Genomic DNA, 16,024 nt, shown 5'->3' on the forward strand with positions numbered 1-16,024 from the left:
ACATAAACCCAATAAATAAAGTGTTTTTATTCATAACGCTGCTCCTTAAAATTCCTAAATAAATATGATTCATTCTATCATAAGAAAGTGTAGCCGTCTATAAAATTTCTGAAAATTTGAAAATTATTATTACAAAATGTGAAATAATGGCTAAAATGACTTCAACAGCAACTTTTTCAGTAGCGGTGAAAGTAAGCTTGGCAAATGTTGTACCCCTTCCACAAAGATGGCATATTGCCCATAGATATTATGAATGGTCTGTTCGATGGATTCAGTAATCGGTTGTTGACTTAAAAAGACATTGAACACTTCAATGCCGAGTTTACGTGAATTTTCAACGGCCTCATACGTATCTAAAATACCGTCTTGACTGTAATTAAACGCTGAAGGTTCACCATCAGAAAAGACGATAAGAAAACGTTGTTGTTCTGAACGGGTCAATAGGCGATCACTCGCAACACGAATGGCAACACCATCGCGATTATCGTCTTGTGGTGTTAGCGACATAATTCTCGGCGCTTCAGAATGGAATGTTGACTGGTGGTAATTAATAATTTCATCAATAATGTTGGGTTGATGTTGTGCATCTGCATCAAATGCATCTTCATTAAATGCCAAAATTTCATGTTTGACATTGAGTGCTTTCAACGTTTCATGGAAAAGTACAACACCTTTAATCGTTTCGTCCATTTTGTCGTGCATACTTGCTGATGCGTCAATTAATAACGTAAAAGTCGCGTCAAAAGTACGGCTTTGGTCAGCTTTTTTATAAAATAATTTATATTGATCATCTATAAACCAATTGACCAAGTTGCGCTGTAATCTGCCTTTTGTCAAATTCGTACGAACGTCTTGATATTCTCGGTCAATCGTCTTTTTAATGATTTGAATAAGGTCCTTAATTTCAAATTGAACAGATGATTGTACATCGCGGTATTTTTCAATGTGTTCCGGCAAAATATCTGGTACATTCCACTTGATATCCACATATTGGTTAATTCCTTTGAGGCTTAGCAATGCATGAGAAGGTCCTTGTTCACCGCCTTCTTGATCAACTAGAGTATCATTTGAGCCCTTGCCCTTTTTACTCATCATATCCGTCATATCATCAGTGCTGTCTCCTTCACGCGCACTCTCATCACCGAGCACATCACTATTTTCTCCTTCATGAAGTTCCATTTCGAGATAAGCGCCACCTGTAGATTCACTGTCGATGTTTTTGGACTCTAGTTTTTCAGTTTCCACATCTTCTTCTTCAGTGCCATTGTGCTGATCCGTATTTGCGGCATCAATTCTTTTTAAATCTTCAAGTGTCAGTTGACTTAATGATTCGTAGACATGACGTGGAATATGATAATACTCATTCAGCATATCTTCATCTAACCAATCATCCACTTGGTACATGATGCGCTGAGTAAGATACATCGTTTCTTCACTTGTCTGAAGTTGAAAGGCATCTGGCAAATATTGATACATAAATTCAAGTGTCGGTTGAAGATCAGGATGGATGTTTGGAATTGTATAAAAATCATCTTGTAAAAATGAATATTCTAAATTTAAAAAGAACAAATCTGTAAAAAGCGTTTTTGTTTGGTACACATTGATTTGTGACGCACTAAATTGTTGACGTGTTTCTTTACGAAGTTGAATCATCCTTTGGGTACGTGGACGTTCGCGTTCTATTAAATTTAAAATACGCATCTCTTCCATCATTTTAAAAAGTTGACGGTACAGTTTCGGATGCTTGAATCCTTCCTCATTCGTCAGTACTTCATTGACAATTCGTGGTTCCATATGAAAATAACTATAAGTCGCCAGTAAAACATCCGTTTTTAGCCCTGTATGTTCAATATGTTCAGGACGATGTGCCCAAAAAGAACTACAAATTAACGTATCATTGATGGCATCATAATATGGAAATTTGTGGATTTTCACTTGTGTATTTGGATTTTTTAACAACAAGCGTGCCAAATCTTGTAACATCATCATTTTCATGGCATCAAGTTGTTCGTCGTTAAACATGATAAAGCGATCACTCATAATATCACCTTCTAAAAGTTAAGTTCTACCGCATTCATTATCGCTTGTTGTTCACGTTCGTCTTCTAATTTATCAATGATACTACGTTGAATTGCGCGTTCAATTGGCATCACTGTCGCTAAATCACTCATATCGATTAACGCACGAATACTTGCTGCTTCTTCAGACAATTGTCCTTGTTGTGTCATCGTACGCAAATCCGCATTGAATTTAATAATTTGGTCAATCAATGCATCGTCTTGCAATAAACTTTGTCCTTTAATGACATCATGTAATGTTTGTCCGTCAATATAGTCTACATTGATGACTACGAAACGGTTTTTTAATGCTTCGTTCATAGGTAGTGTCCCAACGTAGCCTTCATTAATTGCTGCAATGACTTTAAAGCCAGGTGCCGCTTTAATCACTTCACCTGTAAATGGGTTTGTCAGTTGACGACGATAGTCCAACACACCATTTAAAATCGGTAACGTTTCAGGTTTCGCCATATTAATTTCATCAATGTATAAAATATGACCTTCACGCATGGCACGAATCACCGGCCCATCGATAAAAATAATTTCTTGATGGCCTTCTTCAGATGTTTTAATTGTTTTAAATCCAAGCAAGCTTTCTGCATCTAAATCGACAGAACAGTTGATTTGATGCATGGGTAATTCAGTGATTTCGCTCAATGTTTCAGCTAATCTTGTCTTCCCTGAACCAGTTGGCCCTTTAAGCAAAATATTTTTATTCAATTCGAATAATTTAATTGCATCTCCAAGAACAGTTTCATCGGAGTTCATATAACTCGTAAATTCCTTAACCATAGTCACTTCCCTTTCCCTTCCTGTTTAAGTGCATGAAAAAAGACGTGAGTACCGAGATACCCCCGCTTTTTTGAAGTTTTTAATCGTTATATAGAATGAAGTGCTTATACTTCTTCAAAATAAGTTTTGTAATAACCGCCAACGTGGCCTGAATTATCAATGATTTGATAGTATTCTTCAGTTTCGTTAACGACATCGTACGTTTCGCCTACAGTTAGCATATCACTCACTGTAAATTTCTTTGCATCTGTGTGAACGACTTTCACCTTTTTAATCGGTGTACGTGTTTTCCAAGTTTCATGTAACATAGATTAACTTCCTTTCGTTGCATGCGCTAATGTTAAAATCAATGCTAAACCACTGATATCATTGACACGAATAGCACGTGTCCCTTGTTGCTCATTTTGAAGTTGCTGAAAAGGGATGTCATGATGATTCAGTTGATTTAACGCATAATTAAATTCGTTTTCGTGTTGTGCTGTAAATTCGAGTTGTTCAACAATACCGTAAGGCGGCATCTGTAAAATGTCTGATTGATAAATGTGAACTTCAGCGCCTAATCCGCCACCATCACCTTCCATCACTATGACACGTTGATTGGTTTGAGGTGAAGTGTATTCAGCGATAGGTTTAAAACCAAATAAGTCACTTAACAATGTGATTGTCACAACTGGTTCATGTGTGCGTAACATCAATGGACCCATGCCTTGCACTTGATGTATTGGACTGACAGAACTCTTTTCATTAGGTATACCCAATCCAATACCAACGTTTACTTCGTTAGAAAAAATGGCGAATTGTTGTGCATCGGCATCTGAAAATTGTATCAGTTGGTGACCATTGAGGTGTGTGGGTCCTTCATATACGTGTTGATGTTCTTTTAAAATGGCTACATATTCATCGATACCATCATTACTTGGTGTGCGTAATGCAACACTTTCAAAATGTTGATGTGCAGGTTCAATGTTTTCTGCGATTTCAACAAATTGAAGACGTGTCCCAGGGCTAAGTTCTGCATCACCAAATTGAATACGATTGCCCTTTCTTACGTACGCCATACCTAACATATTATGGAATAAATCAATCGTTTTGTCTATACTTTTAGTAGCTAAAGTAACACTACGAAATTGCGCCATTTTATCTCATTCCTCTTCACATTTATTATAACGTAAATCAGTCATTGAAGCAGACTTGATGCCTTTATAACTTTAGTAGAATCCCTGCAATAATAAACACCAAACCAGCAATCAAATATACCGTTTTAGCGCGGTTAAATTTCAGTGTATCTATAGCAAATAGGAGTAATAAACAGCTACCTATTAATTGGAAAATCGGATAATAGTGAATGAAACCGAAAAGACTTGCGATGATGAAGCCGATTTGCGCAATAATATTGGCAATCGCTATCACAATCAATATGTAAATGAAATTGCGACTCATCTATGTCACCTCTTTCAATGGATTATTCTTTGCTATTTATTTTAATACAAATGTTCTCTAAATGACATGAGTACCTGAATATTAATGGGACTTGAATTTTTCACAAACTCCGAAAACAACCAACTATGCATACACCACGTGCAAACCAAGAAGATTGAGTATCTGTAAATGAAGAGAAATGTGTTTCACTTCTTTCGGTAAGTACACAAAACTAAAGATTGCAAAACTGGGCTTGACTCCTGAGGCATCAGCTGAAACTGAAAATCCACCAACGCTTCTATACAATGTAACAGTAAAATCAAAGCGTTGGTTAGTTGAAGTTTCAGCGCCTCGGAAAGCATAGCCCAGTTAAAGCAATCGGCGGAGCATTATCAAAACAAAAGTAAAAAAAGAGAGAAATCCATTACAGATTCCTCTCCTTTATCAACAACCCAAATCTATTATGACTCTAATAATAAATCTTCTGGGTTTTCAATTAACTCTTTAATCATCTTCAAGAAACTTACGGCTTCTTTTCCATCAATAATTCTGTGATCATAACTTAACGCAATATACATCATTGGACGGTTTTCAATCGTATCTTGATCAATCGCAATAGGTCTTGTAATGATAGAGTGCATACCTAAAATTGCAGCTTGACTACCATTAATAATTGGTGTTGACATCATTGAACCAAAAATACCACCATTTGTAATAGTGAATGAACCGTTCATCATGTCATCAAGCGTTAACTTATTATCACGTGCTTTTGTTGCTAAGTTTGCGATTTCTTGCTCAATTTCAGCAAAGTTTTTCTTGTCACAGTCTCTTACATTCGGTACTAATAAACCGCCTGGTGTAGAGACCGCAATACCGATATCGTAGTATTGTTTAGTGACCATGTAATCGCCATCAATTTCAGCGTTCACTTCAGGATAACGTTTTAAAGCTGCAACGGCTGCTTTTGTGAAGAATGACATGAAGCCCAGTTTCGTACCATCATGGTCTTCCATAAATTTATCTTTTTTGCGTTTACGTAACGCCATAACATTTGTCATATCTACTTCATTGAAAGTCGTTAACATTGCAGTATTGTTACTTACTTCTAATAACTTTTTAGCTGCAGTTTGTTTTCTGCGACTCATTTTTTCGCGAATCACTGGTTTTGATGGTGTTTTAGGTGCTTGTGGCGCTGCAGCTTCTTTTGCTTTAGGTTGAGAAGCACCAGATGATTGCTGTTGTGCACCACGTTCAACGTCTTCTTTGCGTACGACGTCGTTTGCTTTACCGCTGAGTTCGCTCAAGCTAATGCCTTTTTCACGTGCCGCGCGACGTGCTGAAGGCGTTGCATTAATACGCTCATTTGAAGAAGTGCTTTGGCTCTCTTTGTCAGAAGATGATTTTTCTTCTTTTTTGCTTTCTTGTTTTTCTGACGCTTTGTCTGACGCGTCTTTTGAGTCAGCTTTTGAATCGTCACTTGAAGGTTTAGAAGCGCCACCTTCGCCCACTACGGCAATCGCTTGGCCAACTTCTACAGTGTCGCCTTCTTCAGCAAGTAATTCTTGAATGGTACCTGCTTCTTCAGAAACAACTTCAACATTAACTTTGTCTGTTTCTAATTCAAGAATGGCTTCACCTTTTTCTACAGTGTCACCGACTTGTTTTAACCATTCTGCAATGGTACCTTCCGTAATCGATTCTGCTAATTCTGGAACTTTTACCTCTGCCATTTTTCTTATGCCCCCTAAATATTTAAACTATTTTCAATAATATTATTTTGAACAAGTTTATGAATTTCACCATCACCCTCGGCAGGTGCAGCTCTATGCTTTCTACCGTGATAAGTGAGTTCGTATTGATCTCCAACAATGTCTCTTAGCATTGGATATGCAAAATGCCATGCCCCTTGGTTTTGTGGCTCTTCCTGAACCCATGCGACTGTTTTAAGATTTGGAAGTGTTTCGAGTATTGATCGAATTTCTTCTTCTGGGAAAGGATAGAGTCGTTCAACGGCTATCAGTAAAATGGCTTCATTTGGTGATTGAGCCAATTTTTCTTTTAAGTCGATAAACATTTTGCCTGAAGCAAGAACGACCTTTTTAACTTTTTTAGCTTCATGTGCTTCTGGGAGAATCGGTTCAAATCCACCAGATGTAAATGCACTAATCGGTTGTGCGACTGTTTTATTACGTAATAAACCTTTTGGAGACATGACAACTAATGGTCTCATTGCGTCAGTACCTAGGCTTGCTGCTTGAGCGCGTAATAAATGGAAATAGTTGGCTGAGCTTGATAAGTTACAAATCGTCATATTATTTTCAGCTGCTAATTGTAAGAAACGTTCTAAACGCGCAGATGAGTGTTCAGGTCCTTGGCCTTCAAATGAATGTGGTAATAAGAAAGTTAAACCTGAAGATTCACCCCATTTTGCATTACCAGAGAAAATGAAGTTATCAAAATACATTTGTGCCATGTTAGCAAAATCACCAAATTGGGCTTCCCAAATGTTAAATGATGTCGGGTTTTGAACATTGTATCCATATTCAAAGCCTACTACTGCAGCTTCGGATAATGGAGAGTTGTGAATGTCAAATGTCGCTTTTTGATCTGGTACATGCTGTAATGGTGTGAATGTGTCACCATTTTCTTGGTCGTGTAATACAGCGTGTCGATGGCTAAAAGTACCACGTTCACAGTCTTGTCCAGTCATACGAATCGGTGTTCCTTCTTGCATCACCGTCGCAAATGCAAGTTGTTCTGCATGTGCCCAGTCTACTAAACCTTCTTCACTTTCAAACGGTTGTTTACGCTGCTCTAAAATACGACTTAACTTATTGAAAACGTTGAAACCTTCTGGATAGTTAAACATTGCATCGTTTATTTCTTTTAAGCGATCAAATGAAAGCTCTGACGTATTGCTTGCTAAAGGTTTTGAGATGCTATCCGGAATACGCATATCTGTGTTATCATTTTTGTCATTTTTGTCAATTTTGTCATGCGCAGTACGCATTTCTTTTTGAACATTTTCCATCACTTCGTCCATATCATCTTGACTAATGATGCCTTCTTCTACAAGTTGTTTACCGTAAATCACTTCAGAAGTATCATGCTTTTTAATTTCTTTGTACGGTAATGGATTTGTTAATGTAGGTTCGTCCATTTCATTATGACCAAAACGACGGTAGCCGACTAAGTCAATGACAACATCTTTATTGAATGTTTTTCTAAATTCCATAGCAATATCGATCGCTTCAATTGTTGCTTCAACGTTATCAGCATTGACGTGCATAATTGGGACATCATACCCTTTAGCCACATCCGTTGCATATGTTGTTGAACGACCGTCTTCAGGGTCTGTTGTGAATCCAATACGGTTATTCGTGATGATGTGTAATGTGCCGCCTGTTGAGAATCCGTCTAAGCTGCCAAGGTTCATTGTTTCAAAGTTCACCCCTTGACCTGGATATGCAGCATCACCATGTACGATAATCGGCATCGCATTTGAAAAATCAGATTGAACTTTACCCGCATAATCGGTTTGATCTTGTGCTGCTCTTGTACGGCCTGTCACTACGGGAGCCACTACTTCAAGATGACTTGGGTTATTAGCTAATGTGATTTTTTGCTCAATACCATGGTCATTAATCGTTTTAATGCCACCTAAGTGATATTTAACGTCACCTGTCCAACCTGAAGTGATTGATAAGCTACCATCTTCTGGTAAAAATTTCATCGGATCCGTATGCATAAATTCAGAAAGCATCATCTCATATGGTTTTTGTAGCACATGTGTTAAAACATTCAATCGTCCACGGTGTGCCATACCAATTTGAATATGAGCGATTTCTTCTTCAGCAGCACGTTTAATTGTTTGAGTAATCATAGGTACGAGGGTATTGACGCCTTGGATTGAAAATCTTTTTGCACCTACAAAGTTCTTGTGAAGGTATTTCTCAAAGCCTTCAACGTGTGCCAGAAGTTTGAAAAGATTAATTTTTTCTTCTTTATTAAGGCTTGCTTTATATGGTGTTTCAATACGACGTTTTAGCCATACACGTTCTTTGTTATTGTTAATGTGTGTGTATTCAAAAGCAATAGGCCCCTTATAACGTTCTTCCATACGTTCAATTGCTTCATACGCATTGTCGTAGATATCTTTAAAATGATCAGAAACAATTTCAGCTGAAATGTTTTCTAATGTGGCTTGATCTAAATTAAAGTCTTCAGGATTTAATTTGGGGATATTTGTACGTTCCGGTGCATTCACTGGATAAATATCAGCTTCTAAATGACCGTATTGTCTAATATTATCGATTAAACGCATCACACGTTTGATCGTACTATCTCCTGAGCTTGATTGCGTTGTTGATGATGTTGTCGCTTCACCATCTTTAATTGTACTAAAGAGAACTTGTAAATCTTCAGTTACAGAACTAGGGTCTTCTAAAAATTGATCATATAACTCTAAAATGAGCCCTAAGTTTGTACCGAAGTTTACAGGTGCCTCTGTCACCTGTTTATCGTTCTTCATAATCCACCCTCCACAGAAAAAAATAAAAACGCTTACAAGACAATAATAGCATTAAAATGTGAACATTTAAAGGCAAAAAACCTGATAAATATACTTATCCGCACGAATCAAAACTAATAGTAAATGTTGTGAAATAACCGACTTCACTTTCGACTGAAATACGACCATGATATAATGTCACCATTTTATGTGCAATGGAGAGTCCTAGGCCGTTTCCACCTTGTTGACGAGAACGGGATTTATCGACACGGTAGAACCGATCGAAAATATGCTCTTGGTCTGCTTGAGGAATCCCTAATCCACGGTCTGTAATTTTTATCACGACTTGGTTGCTAATGAGTTTCGTTTCAATAGAAATATGCTTGTTTTGAGTATCATATTTAATCGCGTTATCAAGAAAAATAAGTAAAATTTGTTCTAGGTGGAAAGAGTTGATATCTAAATATATAAAGTCTTGACTTGTTTGAAAGTCGAGTTGATAATCTGGATGAATTTGTTGCAGTGCATGAAGGCGACTTCTAATTTCATTATTAACATCGACTTTTTCAGTTTGATTTTCAGTTGATCTCGTATCATCTTTAGTGAGTAGTAATAGTTCTTCAACGAGCTTCGTTATCCGGTTCATTTCCTCTAAAGAAATATTAAGAGATTCTTCTAAAATGTCAGGGTCTTTTTTACCCCAGCGCTGAATTAAATTTAAATGTCCTTGGATGATTTGAAGTGGCGTACGCAATTCGTGTGAAGCATCTTCTACAAATTGACGTTGTTGATTAAAGGAACTCTCCAGTTTTAACATCATACTATTAAAAGTATCTATGAGCGCGTCAGTTTCTTCATAATTGGTCGGGACTTCTAGTTTTTCCTGGAATCCATTACGCCGTATTTGTGTCATCTTTTCCGTAATAATATTGATGGGCTGAGTAATTTGAGACGAAAAGAAATAACTCAGCGATGCGGTCACGAATAATGCAATGAGTCCAAAAGTTAAGGCGAGATATGTGATAAAATTTAATAAATCATCGTACTCCTCTAAAGAATGGACAATCGTTGCGTGCCCTTTAGAATAAGGTGTATTAATCGGTGTTGAAACGACGATGAACGAACCTTTATCTGTGCGTAAAATTTTAATATTACGAGTATCATACGCTTGAAATGGTGGCGTGAACTTCACATTTGTTGTACTGACATTTTCAAATAATTTTTTTCCTTTTTTGTCGTATAAAATCACTCTTTGATAGTTATCAATGACCGAACTGAATTCCAAGGCGGTAATGTTATTCATCGGTTTGGTTTCAAGTAAATTGTATAAATCATCCGCACTTCTTTCTGCTTTGTCAAATTCATTTTGTTTCAATAAACTACTAATTGCATAAATGATAAGTAAACAAAAAATGAAAATAATAAGAAATGTAATCAGTGTCGTGACAAAAGTCCACTTAGTCTTCAGTGTTGATTGTTTCATTGTCGAATCACGTAGCCGACACCACGGACAGTTTCAATTAATTTCTGTTTTTCTATGCGCTTTAACTTATTTCTTAAATATCGAATATACACGTCCACGACATTCGTTTCGACTTCGGATTCATATCCCCAAACATGATCCAAAATTTGTTCGCGATGAAGAACTCGATTTTTATTTTCAGCCAGTAGTAACAATAAATCGAACTCCGTCTTTGTTAGCTCAAGTTTTTCATTTTGATACGTCACATGAAAAGCACTTTTATCAATCTTAATACCATCAATATCAACAACATTTGTGTCGGTTACGTTCTCATCTGAATAACGTCGGATGAGTGCACGACTTCTCGCTAATAGCTCTTCAATCTCAAAAGGTTTGACGATGTAATCATCAGCCCCAATATCTAATCCTATGACTTTATCGTATGTTTCACCTTTCGCAGTAATCATAATTACAGGTGTGTCTTTTTGCGTTCTTAATCTTTTACAAACTTCTAACCCGTCCATTTCTGGTAACATCAAATCTAAAAGAATTAAATCAAAGTCATGTTGTAATGCACGGTTTAAACCAGATACGCCGTCATATTTTACTTCAACATCATAATTTTCATGCTTAAATTCAAGCTCAATAAAACGTGCTAAATTTTGCTCGTCTTCAATAATAAGTACTTTTTTCATATTAGCCACCTCTCCCCCTAATGATATGCTAAAAATAAAGATGACGAAAGTTTTTTTAAAAAATTTTGCTTTTTTAATTGACAATGATTCTCAATGCGTTATAATGTAATTGAAAATGATTATCAATCCCAACGACCCCCCACTACAATTCGTTCTTATGATTGAGTCATTTTCAATAATATCCCCTTTTATATGCCCGTATAAAAATTCGTTGATATTAAACGTTAAATAAAAGCCGTCGCATTTGATGCGGCGGCTTTTATTGTGTGCATTTGAATAAAACAAAGTTGTGTGAGATGGTTCATGATTAAACATTTCGCCTGTTGTCGTAAGGTCACGTTTGTATATCGTTACACGATGACTGTAACTAAAATTATACAAATGACCAAAATTGTATGATAAACATTGTGATGTCAAATGTGTTACCTTTGTTTTCCTAGAAGTATTCATTAGGTAAATAAATAAGACTGTGTCCTGAAAATCCATTGGCACTTCTAAATTTAAAAGGAGAACTGCTAACTGAAAATGAAAGACAGTTCTCCTTTAAATTAAACTTTCGATTGTTCGAGTGGATGTCTTAAAATGAGCAATGTTAATACGATACAGAAAAGACCGCCTACAATACCGGCCATAATATCTGTTGGATAATGGACGCCGAGATAGACACGTGAGCTTGAGATGAGGACAATCATCAACACACTTAACGCCATAGCGACATTTTTTGCCTTTCCTTTTAAGATGCGGTGCGCGACGAAAATCACGCTGCCGAAAAAGGCTGTTGAACCCATTGCATGACCGCTTGGGAAGCTGAACCCTGAAATATCAATTAAACGCAATAAAGTGGGACGTTCTCTGTCAAAAATATTTTTTAAAATCGGATTCGACACGCCTGATAACAACATTGTTAATGCGAAAAAGAGTGCCTCTATTTTATAGCGGTATAACATCAATAGAGCAACCATGATGAGTGATAAAGCAATCATAGCCCAAACTTCACCGACTTGAGTCGCACCGAAAAAAATTGCCGTTGAAATAAAACTTTCTGACGCATAGATGAAATTGTAAACTTCATTATCAATCCATTTGCCGAGACGCGATTCATGAAACATCGCAATCATTGAAAATATAAATGCGAAGACGATTAACAAAGAAATCTTTTTCCAATGTGTCATGCGTCAACCTCCTATTGAAGTGCGTCTTGGATGATTTTATCAAGTAAATCATGACGCGTATAACTTTCTGTAAAACTTTCCATATTTTGAATGTACTGATGTCGATTTTTTTCAAGTTCTGCTAATGCAGGTAATAACGTTTCACTTGTTAATTCCGACTCATCTAACATCGTCGCATATCCTTGTTTTTCAAAATATTTTGCGTTGTCGATTTGATCGCCACGTGATTGATCCAGACCAAGTGGAATAAGTAACATTGGAAGGCGTAATGTTAAAAACTCATAGATTGCATTTGAACCTGCCCGAGACACGACAGTATCTGTAATGGCTAATAAGTCTGTCAATTCTTCTTTAACGAACTCATATTGCACATAACCTTCTTGATTGATGTTTGAAGCGACAAGGCCTTTACCAGTGAGGTGGATAATTTGATACGTTTGAAGTAATGCATCTAGATGACGACGGATCGCTTCGTTGATTTTTAAACTTCCCATACTGCCACCCATCACGAGCAGTGTCTTTTTATCAGGGCTCAATCCTGTCAATGCATAGCCTTTTTGACGATCTCCGTGTTTTAAATCTTCACGAATTGTAGCACCAACGAAATCTGATTTTTCACGTGGTACATATTTCAAAGTATCTTCAAATGTCGTATAAAGTCGTTTCGCAAACTTTATAGCAATTTTATTGGCAAGACCTGGTGTTAAATCAGATTCGTGAACAATAGTTGGAATGTTGAGTGACTTCGCGGCAAGTATCACGGGTACTGATACGAATCCCCCTTTTGAAAATACGATATCCGGTCGTTCACGTTTTAAAACTTTACGTGCATCGCCAATCCCTTTAATGACTTTAAAAATATCTTTCAAGTTTTCAGCAGAGAGATAACGACGCAATTTACCACTTGAAATCGGATAATAAGTGGTTTCAGGAAGTTGAGACGTAATCATTTCACGTTCGATTCCTTCCTTTGAACCAATATAAAATGCTTCGTGTCCCTTTTCGAGCGCAGTAGGTATCAAGCTTAAATTCACGGATACATGCCCTACTGTACCGCCACCTGTAAATGCAATTTTAACCATAATAACCCTCTATTCTGTTAATTTTTTATAGTATGCGTAAAATGGCTTGCCTTTATCAAAAGGAAATTCTGTACTTGTCATTTCGCCAGTTTTTTTAAATCCAAATTTATCAAATAAACGTTGTGCACGTTGATTTTGCGAAAATGTATCGGTTAAAAGAATGTCAATGTCATGTGATTTCGCTAATTCAATCGCAAAGTTCATTAACGCTTGTGCTATACCACGATATTGTGGAGAAGCAACGAGACGATGAATAACATATGCGTCTGATTTATCCACCGGCCATTCGAGTGTATCGTACCAATCCGGTGCTTGTTGATCAATCACGATAAAACCTTGAATCACGTCATCCTCATCATAAACATAGAGGCTACCTGATTCAATATCCGTTTTAAAATGTGCCTTTAAAGGATAGCGATGGTCCCATTGTGGGTTATCATCTTTTATCATGAGTGTTTTTGCTTCTTCCGTCAATTGTTCAATGACATTGAGATCTTGTAATGTTGCTTTTCTTAACAAGGCCATCACTCCTCTACTTTTTTCAATGTTTTTTCTAACATCGGGTCTTCTGACGATGCTTTTTCAACAAGTCTTTCTGTAAATACACGATTTGTGTCCTTGTTAAACATGCCATTTGCATTGATATTATTTTTTTGTTGAAATTGTTTCACTGCCGAAGTCAATTGCGCGTCATAGTGATTGTCAATGGTCCCGACGTCATATCCGAGTGCTTTTAAACCAATTTTAATCGATTTGATATGTTGATCTTCTTGCCCTTCTTGATAGGTTGTTTTGGAAGGAATCACCGTGATATTTTCATAATCTGCACCTTTAACAGGGACATCTGGTTGAATACCCTTACCGTGAATATAATGGTCATTTGGTGTGAGCCATTTCATTTCAGTGAATTTTAATAATGAACCGTCTTCAAATTCACGCGTCGTTTGTACAATGCCCTTACCAAATGATTTTTCACCATAAATTTTCGCCACGTGATGATCATGTAAAGCACCAGAAAAGACTTCAGAAGCACTCGCTGAACCTTCATTCAGTATAATAGATACTTTTAAGTCTTTAACACCGTCTAAAGGCGCATTTGATGTTTTAATGGCCTCTTTTTGATCCCCTTTTTCTAGTTTGACGACTGTTTCATCTTGGTCAAGGAAAATATTTGCCATTTTTACAGCTTCATCAAGCAGACCGCCTGGATTGTTACGTAAATCAAGCACGATATTTTTAATACCAGCCTTTTGTGCCTGTTGTATGGCAGATTTTAACTCACCCGCTGAACCTTCTTGGAATTTATTGATTTTAAACACACCGACGTCGCCATGTTTTTCATATTTAACACTTTTGACATGAATTTTATCTCTTGTCACAGTGAGTTCCTTTTCTTCTCCATTCCGTTTTACTGTTAATTTCACCTCAGTGCCTTTTTTACCACGGACTTTAGGAATAATGGCATCGAGTGGTTGACCTTGGATTGACTTGCCATCAATTGCAATAAGGACATCACGTGGTTTTAAACCAGCTTTTTCAGCAGGTGAATCTTGCATTGGACTCGTGATGATAATTTGCTTTCCTTTTTGTTGCAGCTCTGCACCGATACCAACGAAATCACCGGAAACATCTTCATGGAAAGAAGTTGTCTCTTCCTTTGATAAGTATTCGGTATAAGGATCTTTTAAGCTTTTTGTCATACCGTTAATGGCTTCGTCCAACAATTGATCTTTATCTTGCTTTTGATAAAAATCTGATGCCAGTATTTCATAAACTTCACTTAATTTTTGCGCATTCTCACTTATCTTGTGGTCTTTGCTATATTGATGAAAATAGAATTGGATGCCAAAAACAATGCATCCCGTCAACAGTGCTGTGAGAATGAGACTTAAAATAAACGTTTTTAGTGAGACATAACGAGGTGTCTTTTTTTGATTTGGTGAATCTTTCAATACGATTTCCGCCCTTCTCGTTTGATCAACATTTGTCTCTTTGTCAAGTAAAGAGACAGTCTCTGCTTTTGCTGTGGTACATAAAGAAAAAGGGTGAGACATTTTCTGCCAGCACCCTCAAAATTCATGCGTGTCAAATCTTCAGCAATCACTTAAAATTGAAGCCATTCCTGATATTCCTCATACAAGTCATCAAAAACAGACATGGGTAATGTAAAATTACCTTCTGTCTCAATGTATTCAGATAACGCATCGAAATCTTTATCGTATTTTGGAAATGATAAATCCTGGAATATTTGCTCTGCAAGTTGTCCTGCATCATTTTTACGTCCACGAACAGTTAATGCAAATTGATAGAATGAGACATCTTTCATTATTTCATTGTCACTTCGATTACAGGTGTCTCGCCTTTAGTCAATTGCGTTACTTGTTGAATATCAATGGTTGCTGCTTGATCTGTGTTTGTAATAATGACAGGTGAAACAATAGATTTTGCATGTTGATCAATATAATCCACGTCAAATGTGACAAGTGGATCACCGACTTTTACTGTGTCACCACTATTGACTAATGTTTCAAAACCTTCACCATTGAGTTGTACAGTGTCTAGTCCGATATGAACAAGGACTTCTAAGCCATTGTCTGCTTTTAAACCAATAGCATGCTTGGTTGGGAAAACATTGTCAACGACACCGTTGATTGGTGAAACGACTTGACCTTCAGTTGGACGTATACCAAAACCCTCACCCATCATTTTTTGAGCAAAAACAGGGTCTGGAATGTCTTCAATTTTGACATATTCTCCAGTTATCGGTGCATAAACTTGAATGTCCTTATTTGTTTCTTCACTTTTTCCGAATAATTTCTTAAACATAAAACTCGC

The 16,024-nt window shown here is 36.9% G+C and carries 15 protein-coding genes; all 15 read right to left on the reverse strand.

What is annotated here, in order from left to right; genetic code table 11:
- Positions 1-150 precede the first annotated feature (150 nt).
- Complete coding sequence (locus tag CD138_RS04465; RefSeq protein WP_019167652.1) at positions 151-2,040, reverse strand: vWA domain-containing protein; 1,890 nt, start codon at positions 2,038-2,040, stop codon at positions 151-153.
- 11 nt (positions 2,041-2,051) lie between these two features.
- Complete coding sequence (locus CD138_RS04470; protein ID WP_019167651.1) at positions 2,052-2,849, reverse strand: ATP-binding protein; 798 nt, start codon at positions 2,847-2,849, stop codon at positions 2,052-2,054.
- Positions 2,850-2,953: 104 nt separating this feature from the next.
- Positions 2,954-3,157 (reverse strand): DUF6501 family protein, encoded by a 204-nt coding sequence (locus CD138_RS04475; RefSeq protein ID WP_019167650.1) that lies wholly within the window; start codon positions 3,155-3,157, stop codon positions 2,954-2,956.
- Positions 3,158-3,160: 3 nt separating this feature from the next.
- Positions 3,161-3,985 (reverse strand): VOC family protein, encoded by an 825-nt coding sequence (locus CD138_RS04480; RefSeq protein ID WP_019167649.1) that lies wholly within the window; start codon positions 3,983-3,985, stop codon positions 3,161-3,163.
- Between the two features lie 64 nt (positions 3,986-4,049).
- Positions 4,050-4,289 (reverse strand): hypothetical protein, encoded by a 240-nt coding sequence (locus CD138_RS04485; RefSeq protein WP_019167648.1) that lies wholly within the window; start codon positions 4,287-4,289, stop codon positions 4,050-4,052.
- Positions 4,290-4,729: 440 nt separating this feature from the next.
- On the reverse strand, positions 4,730-5,998 hold the full coding sequence (sucB, locus tag CD138_RS04490; RefSeq protein ID WP_019167647.1) for a dihydrolipoyllysine-residue succinyltransferase: 1,269 nt from the start codon (positions 5,996-5,998) through the stop codon (positions 4,730-4,732).
- Positions 5,999-6,012: 14 nt separating this feature from the next.
- Positions 6,013-8,799 carry a 2-oxoglutarate dehydrogenase E1 component gene (locus CD138_RS04495; RefSeq protein ID WP_019167646.1) on the reverse strand — a complete coding sequence of 929 codons (2,787 nt, stop codon included), beginning with the start codon at positions 8,797-8,799 and terminating at the stop codon, positions 6,013-6,015.
- 94 nt (positions 8,800-8,893) lie between these two features.
- On the reverse strand, positions 8,894-10,261 hold the full coding sequence (locus tag CD138_RS04500; RefSeq protein ID WP_019167645.1) for a HAMP domain-containing sensor histidine kinase: 1,368 nt from the start codon (positions 10,259-10,261) through the stop codon (positions 8,894-8,896).
- Positions 10,258-10,935 carry a response regulator transcription factor gene (locus CD138_RS04505; protein WP_019167644.1) on the reverse strand — a complete coding sequence of 226 codons (678 nt, stop codon included), beginning with the start codon at positions 10,933-10,935 and terminating at the stop codon, positions 10,258-10,260. The genes CD138_RS04500 and CD138_RS04505 overlap by 4 nt, the downstream gene beginning before the upstream one ends.
- A 548-nt stretch (positions 10,936-11,483) precedes the next feature.
- Positions 11,484-12,107, reverse strand: coding sequence for a phosphatase PAP2 family protein (locus CD138_RS04510; RefSeq protein ID WP_019167643.1), 624 nt, complete (start codon positions 12,105-12,107; stop codon positions 11,484-11,486).
- A gap of 11 nt (positions 12,108-12,118) precedes the next feature.
- Positions 12,119-13,189 carry an undecaprenyldiphospho-muramoylpentapeptide beta-N-acetylglucosaminyltransferase gene (gene murG, locus CD138_RS04515; RefSeq protein ID WP_026066787.1) on the reverse strand — a complete coding sequence of 357 codons (1,071 nt, stop codon included), beginning with the start codon at positions 13,187-13,189 and terminating at the stop codon, positions 12,119-12,121.
- Between the two features lie 9 nt (positions 13,190-13,198).
- Positions 13,199-13,714: a GNAT family N-acetyltransferase gene (locus CD138_RS04520; RefSeq protein WP_019167642.1), complete on the reverse strand. Its 516-nt coding sequence runs from the start codon at positions 13,712-13,714 to the stop codon at positions 13,199-13,201.
- Positions 13,714-15,243: a S41 family peptidase gene (locus CD138_RS04525; RefSeq protein WP_019167641.1), complete on the reverse strand. Its 1,530-nt coding sequence runs from the start codon at positions 15,241-15,243 to the stop codon at positions 13,714-13,716. Before CD138_RS04525 ends, CD138_RS04520 begins: the two co-directional genes overlap by 1 nt.
- Positions 15,244-15,293: 50 nt before the next feature.
- Positions 15,294-15,515 carry a YozE family protein gene (locus CD138_RS04530; protein ID WP_019167640.1) on the reverse strand — a complete coding sequence of 74 codons (222 nt, stop codon included), beginning with the start codon at positions 15,513-15,515 and terminating at the stop codon, positions 15,294-15,296.
- Complete coding sequence (locus CD138_RS04535) at positions 15,515-16,015, reverse strand: PTS sugar transporter subunit IIA (RefSeq protein WP_019167639.1); 501 nt, start codon at positions 16,013-16,015, stop codon at positions 15,515-15,517. Before CD138_RS04535 ends, CD138_RS04530 begins: the two co-directional genes overlap by 1 nt.
- Positions 16,016-16,024 lie beyond the last annotated feature (9 nt).

The sequence above is a fragment of the Staphylococcus intermedius NCTC 11048 genome (assembly GCF_002902385.1).
Classification (GTDB): domain Bacteria; phylum Bacillota; class Bacilli; order Staphylococcales; family Staphylococcaceae; genus Staphylococcus; species Staphylococcus intermedius.